This window comes from Glaciecola sp. MF2-115, assembly GCF_047250385.1.
Taxonomy (GTDB): Bacteria; Pseudomonadota; Gammaproteobacteria; order Enterobacterales; family Alteromonadaceae; genus Glaciecola.
This window is the reverse complement of the sequence record NZ_JBLBVM010000028.1, coordinates 21,079-29,809: the sequence shown is the minus strand read 5'-3', so window position 1 is coordinate 29,809 and position 8,731 is coordinate 21,079. Positions and strand designations below refer to the sequence as shown.

Here is an 8,731-nt window from a genome sequence, read left to right as displayed (position 1 = left end):
CATGGTTGAGGTATCCCAGAAAATAGCTGAACTTAATGAGTTGAAGTCCACCCTTGCGGAAATGGTTGAGGCCTGCAATGACAATAATAAGGTGAAAGAATGCGGAGTGTTGCAACTATTAGAGGATTAGTATTTCGGTAAAATTTGCGCCCTGAGTAAATATGATGATGCTTTAAAAGTCGCTATGTGAAAAAGGGAACAGAACTTTTTTGGCTAAATTTTGACTATGTTCTATAACAATATATGTATCTTTCTGCCCAATGAAGCTATTTGATGATGACTTCTCAACGTTCGCTTTCTGCTGTAATTCAGCCATATTGAGGCCGAAAAGCCCGCTCCTTGCATTAAATACGTATTTGTAAATAGACAAGATAGAAGTCGCGTTGTGTCATCAGTAGTAGTCGAACTTAGAACATATTGCTTCTCAAAAAGATCAAAAAAAATCAAGAAATATCAAACATTATTACCTTCGACATCTGTATTACTTAAAAAGTAGAGCATCGACTATCTATTTCGATACTCTACGTCAGTGAGGTTAACTTTCAAACAGCTGAGTACAACATCCACGCCCCAGCTCCGATCATGAACAGATTTTCCGTGAGCGAAACAAACCCAAGCGGAACATCGCTATCTCCACCAACGCACGCGCACTTGAGCTCTCGTTTATCGATATACACTGCTTTAAATACTGATATTGCGCCCACCGTTCCAATGAAAAGGGACACAGGTCCTACAATAAATCCAGATATCGACGCTAGCATGCCAATACCGGCGAACGCCTCCGCAAACGGATAGACATAGGCATATCTGATGTTGCGCATGGCTAACAAATCATAGGTAATAAATGAATTTGAAAAGGTGTATAGGTCGCGCAATTTTTGAATGGCCAATATGGTCATACTATAGGCAACGAACAACTCAACGACATTTATTAAGTTAACGCCGGAGGTGTATGCAAAACTTGTGGCTAAGCTCATTAAAAAGGCGACTGCAAAAATGGCTAGTACGGGCGTATAGGTTGTGCCGGTTTGACCTGCCGGCTCCATGCCAAAATAATCTCTCAAATCGTCATAACCGCCAATTTTATTGTCGTCGATGAAAGTTTGAGGTGTCGTTTCAACATTATTTTTTTTCTTAAACTCGTCAGTTTCTTCTCGCGACTTCAATTTATGGTCTTCTACTTCAAAGCCTTTTCTTTCGAGAAGGTCTTTTGAGCGTAACCCATAAGGGCAAATATGCTCACTGGTGTGCATTCGATAAAGCGTTGCTGTTTTTTTCATCTTATCGTCCTTATATCAATCTAGTTAACTATTGATTATTGTCCACTAAATGCTGGGACAGCTCTTTTAGAGGCGTCATCGGCTGATGTCGCAATACCATTTTTTTCTATATCCTCAAGCAACCATTTCATTTCTTTAATTTCGCGCTCTTGCGCACTGATGATCTCGTTTGCCAATTTCTTAACGCGAGGGTCTTCGATGTTTGCTCTGCCGCTGGTTAATATGGCGATAGAGTGGTGCGGTATCATGGCTTTCATCCACGAGGAGTCTGCAACTGTCGTTTGAGAGCGAACCAAGAATAAGGATATGACAAAAACCACTGCACTACCCAATAATATCATTGTATTTTTTGCTTTTTTTTCATACATGTTCAACATAAATAGCAACATAATAATCGCCATCATTGCGCCCATATATATCGCCATATATAAACGAGTTTCACTAAAGAAAACGTGGTCAAACGCAAAGGTGTTAAAATACATCATTAGCAGCATTGCTGCGGTTGAGGTGAAAATCATTGCAAAAAATTTAGTGTACTTGGTCATATTAGGACCTATTAGGTCCTATTAGGTCCTATTTTATTACTTATTCATTGTTTTAAAAATTAATGATGCAGAACAGCTTACAAGCAAGAAACCTGTCATGGCTTCAATGCCTGCAAGAAGATATAGATGCCGTAATGGCTCAATTGGAGCCATTCCCAGTGTGGTGAGATTGATTAGCGAGAAATAAAAGATGTCGACAAAGGTGGCAACGGCTTCTCCATCAAAATCACCTAGCCCGAGCGTAATGGAAACTCTAAAGCTAATTGCAAACAACAGCGCCGCAGTTAACTGACTAATAGTTATTCCATACACGACGCCTAGTAGAGTTAAAAGCGGCGACAGTCTGGTGTTGTCCATCCACGCTCTGAGTTGTTGCAGCCAAAAATAGTGGCTGCCCGTAGCTAAACCGATGGTTACAAAAGCAATCAAAAGCTGAAGTATAACTTCCATTTTATTGTCTTCTCTATCCTCTTAAAACCAAAAACGCGCACCCAGAACAAGTCCAGTTTCGCTTATCGGTTCACCGGCGAGCTCTGCAACATCGGCGGTGTTGCCCAACGATTTGCTCCAATACATACCCACATAAGGGGCAAACTCTCGCGAGAATTCGTAACGGTAGCGAAGCCCTAATCGAATTGAATTGAAGCCTGATTGGCGATCAAACCGTTCAGACTCCGATAGGGAGGCGCTAATTGCTAAACGAGGCTGAAGATATGAGGTTTGTGTGACTCTTACTTCATATTCTGCTTCCATTGCAAAACTGATGTCGCCATCTTCATTTATCATTAACGAGTTATCCATTTCAAATTGGTAGGGTGCCAGGCCGTAAAGGCTTATTACCGCATAATTCTCCATATTAGATTCGCTTGTTAATGTTCCTCGAGTTCCTAATCCTGCTTGCAACTCCCAGTAGGGCGCAATTAATTTACTAGCGAGTATCTCTGCTCGTTCAATGTCTGTTGGCTCACCATCATTTTGTTTGTTTTCACCTTCACTTTTGAAATAAAGGCGATATGTGTCACCACCGTACCAGCCAACCATATCCCATACCCCAATATTTTCATCTTCATCGGTGCGGGTATATTCGAAACGGTCAAACAGTATCGTACCAGTGTAATAATCAACAACAGGCTCTGGCCAATCAGATGGTGGTGTTTCTTGAGCATGTGCACCTGCAAGTAGGGCAGTCATGCTAGTCGCTGCAAGAGATAAAATAATAGTATTTACATTCTTCATAGTCATCTCCTAAGATACCGACACAATTCTGAACATACCTGCATCCATGTGATACAGCAGATGGCAATGGAATGCCCAATTTCCGGGTGCATCTGCGCTAATGAGTAGCGATACTTTTTCACTGGGCTTTAAGCTGATGGTGTGTTTTCTTGGCGGTGGATAATTGCCATTCTCCAGCTCCATCCACATACCGTGTAAATGGATAGGATGATTCATCATAGAGTCGTTTACCAAAATAAGCCGTATTCGTTCACCGTATCTAAAGTGTACAGGTTCTTTCACTTCGCTAAATTTAAGACCATCGAACGACCACATGTAACGCTCCATGTTGCCGGTTAAATGCAGCTCAATAGTCTGAGTTGGTTCGCGCTCATCTGGCCATGGTTCAGCACCTACTAAATCGCTATATAATAAAACCTTATGCTGAACGTCTTCTAGTCCAATGCCGGGCTCATCTAAACGGCTGGTCGGATTGCTTGCAATCATTGATGCCCCAACGCCATGACCCGAAGAATCGTGTTTGATGTCAATGCTGTCTATGGGCAGTGGTTTTTTACTTTGCGGCATATTCATCATTTCTGAATCGCCCATATCATTCATTTTTGACCTATCTGAATGCTTGCTCATGGATTTTGTTGAGCCGTTCTCATCCATATTTGGCATGCTATCCATGGAAGACATATCTCCCATTCCCATCGCTGCCATTCCGCGCTCTGGCATTTGGCGAAGTTCAGGAACAGATGCTTGAACGCCCAAATCAGTCGCTAATGTACCGCGAACATAACCACTTCTATCCATACTTTCAGCATAAAGCGTGTAGGTTGTGGCTCCTTTGGGTCTCACAATTACGTCGTAGGTTTCAGCAACGGCAATGCGAATTTCTTCGACAGTAACCGGTTTTACTGGCTGACCGTCTGCAGCAACGACAACCATCTCTAATCCAGGGATCCTGAAATCAAAGTAGGTCATAGCAGAACCGTTGATTAGTCTTAGCCGCACGCTTTCGTTTGGTTTGTACAAAGCCGTCCAGTTTGTTGAGGCGTCCCGCCCGTTCATGAGGTAAGTGTACGTTGAGGCGGTAACGTCTAAAATATCTCGTGGGTTCATGCGCATATCAGCCCACATCGCTCTCTCTTTTAGCGTATTTATGAAGCCGCGTTTTTTGATGTCGTTTACGGTGTCCTCAATGGTTCTTTGTTGATAGTTGTAATAACCTTCAGCGACTTTTAAATGTCTGAATACATCATGTGGGTTTTCGAAAGTCCAATCGCTAAGCAAAATGACGTGTTCTCTGTCGGCACCAATGTCACCATCTTTCGGATCTATAATGACTGGCCCCAAATGGCCGAGTTGCTCTTGCAAGCCTGAGTGGCTGTGATACCAATAAGTACCGTTTTGCTCAACATCAAATTGGTATCGAAACGTCGAGTTTGGCGCTATCCCAGGAAATGCGACTCCCGGCACACCGTCCATCGTGTAAGGTAAAATAAAGCCATGCCAATGTATGGACGTGCTATCGTTGAGTTGATTGGTCACATTAATGGTGACATTTTGGCCCTCTTTCAAACGTAATAATGGGCCCGGTGACGTGCCGTTTATAGTAATAGGCTGAGAAGTACCGCCTGCAATATGTTTGGCTTGTTTTGCAATCGTTAAATCGATGACCTCGCCACTAACGACGCTGTTACCAAAATTCATTGCCAAATTATTTTCATTTATGCTTTCTTTAGTATAGCCCTGAGGCATAGCCCATGGCGCTGACATTCGACTAGTTAATGCTAAACCGCCAGCGGTGTACACGGCATTTCTTAGAAATGTGCGCCGCTGATTTTGTTTTGTGTTATTCATTTACAACCTCACATTAATATCTACCGGACTTATATCTGACTTTTACATTATCGTAAATCCCGCTAAATAAAAGTAAAGCACCCAATAAAAGCCGCTATCTGACAAAGATGTAATGCAACGGTAATCTGCCTGTTATGAAGTTTGTATCTGCATCGTTTAAATTAATATGGCTGGCAGAATCATTAGTTAGCCTTCAGAACTTAAGGATATTTATGAAGATAGAAAGTATGCGCGACATACTGCACTGGACTGTAAAATTCCATGAGCAATTGGCGACATGTCTGAAACATTGCGCGCCGAGTCACTCAGAGCGTACAAAAATGGCAATGCAATACTTGCTCGCTCACGAACAGCATCTTGCGGCTTTGGTTAAAGCGTTTTCCGATAACGCTAAGTTTAGTGAATTGGAAACCTTGTTTATAGAATATTTGGAGAAAAACCCAATTTTCCTGCACGACCATTGTGACGGTGATTTTGAGAATAAAACGGAATCTGAAATTGTTGCTAACGTGCTTGACCAGCATCAACAGGTAATAGACCTATACTCATACTTAAAAGAGCAGGCCATTATTCCTCATCATATAGAGCTTCTAAGCAACTTATTGAAGCTTGAAAATCAAGAAATAATATTAATGGCACAAGGCTTGAATCGTTTTCAAGATATGTAGCTTCGCTTTACAGACAAATGATGCCTCGTACTCCGTACAACATGATAATCAAGGAAGTTAATAATGGCCGAACACGAACATTCAAATTATGACAAAGGCAGTTTGAGCTTAGCCGGCGCAATAGCAATGGGTACTGGCGTAATGATAGGCGCGGGCATTTTCGCACTGACCGGGCAAGTAGCTGAGCTAGCTCGCGAGTGGTTTCCCTTTGCTTTTTTGGCTGCTGCCATCATATCTTCAGCGAGCGCGTATTCCTACGTTAAGCTATCTAACGCTTTCCCTTCGGCAGGCGGTATTGCTATGTTTTTAGAAAAAGCGTACGGGAAGGGCACAATAACCGCATGTTGTGCCTTACTGATGTACTTTTCTATGGTTATTAATCAAAGTTTAGTTGCGCGAACCTTTGGCAACTATGCTCTGCAACCTTTTGACATTGAGCCAGAGAGATGGATGGTACCTGCTCTTGGTGTTGCTTTACTAATTGCCGCGTTCTTGATTAATGTACTTGGAAACAAAATTATTCAGACGACGTCTTTTATCATGGGAATAGCCAAAGCATTGGGGTTGCTGGTGTTAGCGGGCGGGGGTATTTACGTTGCTGATGCGGGTTTTACTAGCACTTTTATTGTGCCTGCTGATACGAGCGTTAGTAACTTTATAGGCTCCGTGGCGTTGGCTATTTTGGCTTTCAAAGGCTTCACTACTATTACTAATAGCGGAGGCGAGATTGTTGATCCAAAAAAAAATGTGGGTCGAGCCATTATCATTTCAATATTCATCTGCTTTATAATCTACATGTTGGTAGCAGTAGCGGTTGGAACTAATTTATCGATAGATGAAATTGTGGTGGCAAAAGACTACGCGCTAGCTGAAGCGTCAAAGCCAGCATTCGGAAGAAGTGGCCTTTGGATCACGGTAGCCTTTGCTATTGTTGCGACAGTGTCGGGTGTTATTGCAAGTGTGTTTGCCGTTTCACGCATGCTAGCGATGTTGACTGATATGAAACTAGTCCCGCACAGTCACTTTGGCATGCCCGGCAGCGTGCAACAGCACACGGTTGTATACACTGTGGTAATCGCCATGTTACTAACAATTTTCTTTGATTTGAGCCGGATTGCATCGTTAGGCGCAATCTTTTATTTGCTCATGGACATAGCAATACATTGGGGCGTGTTTAAGCACTTGCGTAAAGAAGTTAACGCAAGTGCTGTAATCGTGTTAAGTGCAATAGCATTGGATATCGTGGTGCTAGGGGCATTTATTTGGATAAAGGCATCCTCTGATATTTTGGTGATCTGGGCCGCGATAATTGGCTTGGTGCTCATTGTAGGGGCTGAGAGGCTTTATTTGAGTAAGTTTCGAACCGAGGCCTAAGTTTAAAATTACTATTAGAGATATAGTTATTTCTTAATTGGAAACTCTGCTTATAACTGCTCCGTTTTTCTGGAGGGATTACACATTCATATGGTCAATTAAACAGCTTACTGGAGCAATCGAATATTTCCAACGATATTACTTTTGCGTCACGTATTGTCGTACAGCAAGCATTTTATTAACACAAAGTTAGGCGAGGAGGTCTAATGATTCTTGAAAAAATTAAAACACCAGGGTTAGCACACCTTTCTTATATGGTGCTGTCAGAAGGCCAGGCAATTGTTATTGACCCACGTCGAGATATCGCTATTTATATCGAACTGGCTCATCAAAACGAATGCCAAATCACCCATATCTTAGAAACCCACCGTAATGAGGATCTGATAAGCGGTGCGCCGATACTTGCTGAAATCACAGGTGCAGACGTATTTCATGGTCCCAATGCAGATGAGAAGATTAAATATGCAAAAACGGTAAAAGAAGGACATCAATTTAGTTTTGGCAATGTCATTGTCGAGGTGTTGGAAACTCCAGGCCATACTAAAGATAGCGTCTGTTTTATGATTTATGATCAAGACTTTAATCAAGGTCCAGTAGGTATTTTCACGGGTGATACTCTATTTGTGGGTGATGTTGGACGTACTGATTTTTATCCAGACGAAAGTGAAGTAATAGCGGGTCTGCTCTACGATAGTTTACAAAAAATAAAGTCCAGAGCACCTGAAGCACTAATATATCCTGCACACGGCGCCGGCTCTGTTTGCGGCGATGGTATGGCTGATAGGGAATTTTCAAGCATACAACACGAGATGAAGAATAATCCTCTATTACAAATCAAAGATCGAAGCGAATTTATTCAACGAAAAGCTCAGGAGCATCATTATATTCCACCTTACTTTTCTCAAATGGAGCGTCTCAATTCGCACGGTGCATCGACTATCAATACCTCGCAAGGTTTACAGCCAGTGGCGGCTGGACAGTTAACTAACTTGCAAAAACAAGGTTATAAACTCATCGATGTTCGTAGTATTGAATCGTTTTTAGGTGCACATATCGATAGAAGTTTCTGTTTACCAGTAGGCATGCTCACAGCATACGCTGGCTGGTTATTTGAACCCGAAGATAAATTAGTAATTATTGCAGATGATTATAAAATGGCAGAAAACGCTGCCGTACACTTATCTAGGATCGGCTACGATAATTGCGCTTATTTCTGCGCGATAAATTTAGCAGAAGTCGCCGCTGGCGGTATCAGTTTTGTATCAACAAACGCTGTTAGTGCCAAGCAGGTAAAAGAGCTTATTGAAGAAGATTGGACCTTATTAGACGTTAGAAAAATAACTGAATACGAACAGACCAGAATTGTAAATAGTGAACATGTTTTTTTAGGACACCTTGCAAAAGAAATTCTCAATTTAAATACTAATAAAAACTATATAACAATGTGCGCTAGTGGCATGAGGGCGTCAGTAGCTGCAGGATTTTTAAGCGCTAATGGTTTCAAAAATGTAAACGTATTTTGGGGGTCAATGGGCGCTTGGAAAACGAAAGATTATCCGGTGCAAAAGGGATAAGTTAGCTGCTGGTTTTCTATAGGTATTGTCAACTTAATCAGATAAACCGAATAAGTTGACAATACCGCTACTAAATATAGTGTTCTCTCATGGACTTATATCATATTTAAAAACTGTGATTACTAAGGGATTGTGTGGGTCTAATTACCGAGCGACTTTGTCGCATTCAAAAAAAGTTAGTATTTTTTTACTTCAATAAGTGTGTA

At 41.8% G+C, this 8,731-nt stretch carries 8 protein-coding genes; 3 read left to right on the top strand and 5 right to left on the bottom strand.

Going from position 1 to position 8,731, the window contains the following annotated elements; translation table 11 throughout:
• Nucleotides 1-542: 542 nt before the first annotated feature.
• Genes ACKLNX_RS00795 through ACKLNX_RS00775 form a run of 5 tightly spaced genes read right to left on the bottom strand, consistent with a single transcriptional unit; the run spans nt 543 to nt 4,909 of the window.
• Nucleotides 543-1,280: a MauE/DoxX family redox-associated membrane protein gene (locus ACKLNX_RS00795; protein WP_411694624.1), complete on the bottom strand. Its 738-nt coding sequence runs from the start codon at nt 1,278-1,280 to the stop codon at nt 543-545.
• A 35-nt stretch (nt 1,281-1,315) separates the two neighbouring features.
• Nucleotides 1,316-1,825: a DUF305 domain-containing protein gene (locus ACKLNX_RS00790; RefSeq protein ID WP_412970872.1), complete on the bottom strand. Its 510-nt coding sequence runs from the start codon at nt 1,823-1,825 to the stop codon at nt 1,316-1,318.
• Between the two features lie 36 nt (nt 1,826-1,861).
• Nucleotides 1,862-2,275, bottom strand: coding sequence for a two pore domain potassium channel family protein (locus ACKLNX_RS00785; RefSeq protein ID WP_411694626.1), 414 nt, complete (start codon nt 2,273-2,275; stop codon nt 1,862-1,864).
• 21 nt (nt 2,276-2,296) lie between these two features.
• Complete coding sequence (locus ACKLNX_RS00780) at nt 2,297-3,061, bottom strand: copper resistance protein B (RefSeq protein WP_411694627.1); 765 nt, start codon at nt 3,059-3,061, stop codon at nt 2,297-2,299.
• A gap of 9 nt (nt 3,062-3,070) precedes the next feature.
• Entirely contained in the window at nt 3,071-4,909 is a 1,839-nt protein-coding gene (locus ACKLNX_RS00775) for a copper resistance system multicopper oxidase (RefSeq protein WP_208805457.1), read from the bottom strand.
• Between the two features lie 212 nt (nt 4,910-5,121).
• Between ACKLNX_RS00775 and ACKLNX_RS00770 the strand changes: the two genes are divergently transcribed.
• The 3 genes from ACKLNX_RS00770 (at nt 5,122) to ACKLNX_RS00760 (ending at nt 8,525) form a co-directional block, all read left to right on the top strand.
• The gene (locus ACKLNX_RS00770; protein ID WP_208805455.1) at nt 5,122-5,577 is read left to right on the top strand and encodes a hypothetical protein; all 456 of its coding nucleotides are present in this window, start codon (nt 5,122-5,124) and stop codon (nt 5,575-5,577) included.
• A 63-nt stretch (nt 5,578-5,640) separates the two neighbouring features.
• Nucleotides 5,641-6,951, top strand: coding sequence for an APC family permease (locus ACKLNX_RS00765; RefSeq protein WP_412970871.1), 1,311 nt, complete (start codon nt 5,641-5,643; stop codon nt 6,949-6,951).
• Between the two features lie 206 nt (nt 6,952-7,157).
• Nucleotides 7,158-8,525: an MBL fold metallo-hydrolase gene (locus ACKLNX_RS00760; protein ID WP_412970870.1), complete on the top strand. Its 1,368-nt coding sequence runs from the start codon at nt 7,158-7,160 to the stop codon at nt 8,523-8,525.
• Nucleotides 8,526-8,731 lie beyond the last annotated feature (206 nt).

Coding starts and splice junctions, on each gene's coding strand:
- ACKLNX_RS00795 (WP_411694624.1), bottom strand. CDS start 1,280: ATGAAAAAAACAGCAACGCTTTATCGAATGCACACCAGTGAGCATATT.
- ACKLNX_RS00790 (WP_412970872.1), bottom strand. CDS start 1,825: ATGACCAAGTACACTAAATTTTTTGCAATGATTTTCACCTCAACCGCA.
- ACKLNX_RS00785 (WP_411694626.1), bottom strand. CDS start 2,275: ATGGAAGTTATACTTCAGCTTTTGATTGCTTTTGTAACCATCGGTTTA.
- ACKLNX_RS00780 (WP_411694627.1), bottom strand. CDS start 3,061: ATGAAGAATGTAAATACTATTATTTTATCTCTTGCAGCGACTAGCATG.
- ACKLNX_RS00775 (WP_208805457.1), bottom strand. CDS start 4,909: ATGAATAACACAAAACAAAATCAGCGGCGCACATTTCTAAGAAATGCC.
- ACKLNX_RS00770 (WP_208805455.1), top strand. CDS start 5,122: ATGAAGATAGAAAGTATGCGCGACATACTGCACTGGACTGTAAAATTC.
- ACKLNX_RS00765 (WP_412970871.1), top strand. CDS start 5,641: ATGGCCGAACACGAACATTCAAATTATGACAAAGGCAGTTTGAGCTTA.
- ACKLNX_RS00760 (WP_412970870.1), top strand. CDS start 7,158: ATGATTCTTGAAAAAATTAAAACACCAGGGTTAGCACACCTTTCTTAT.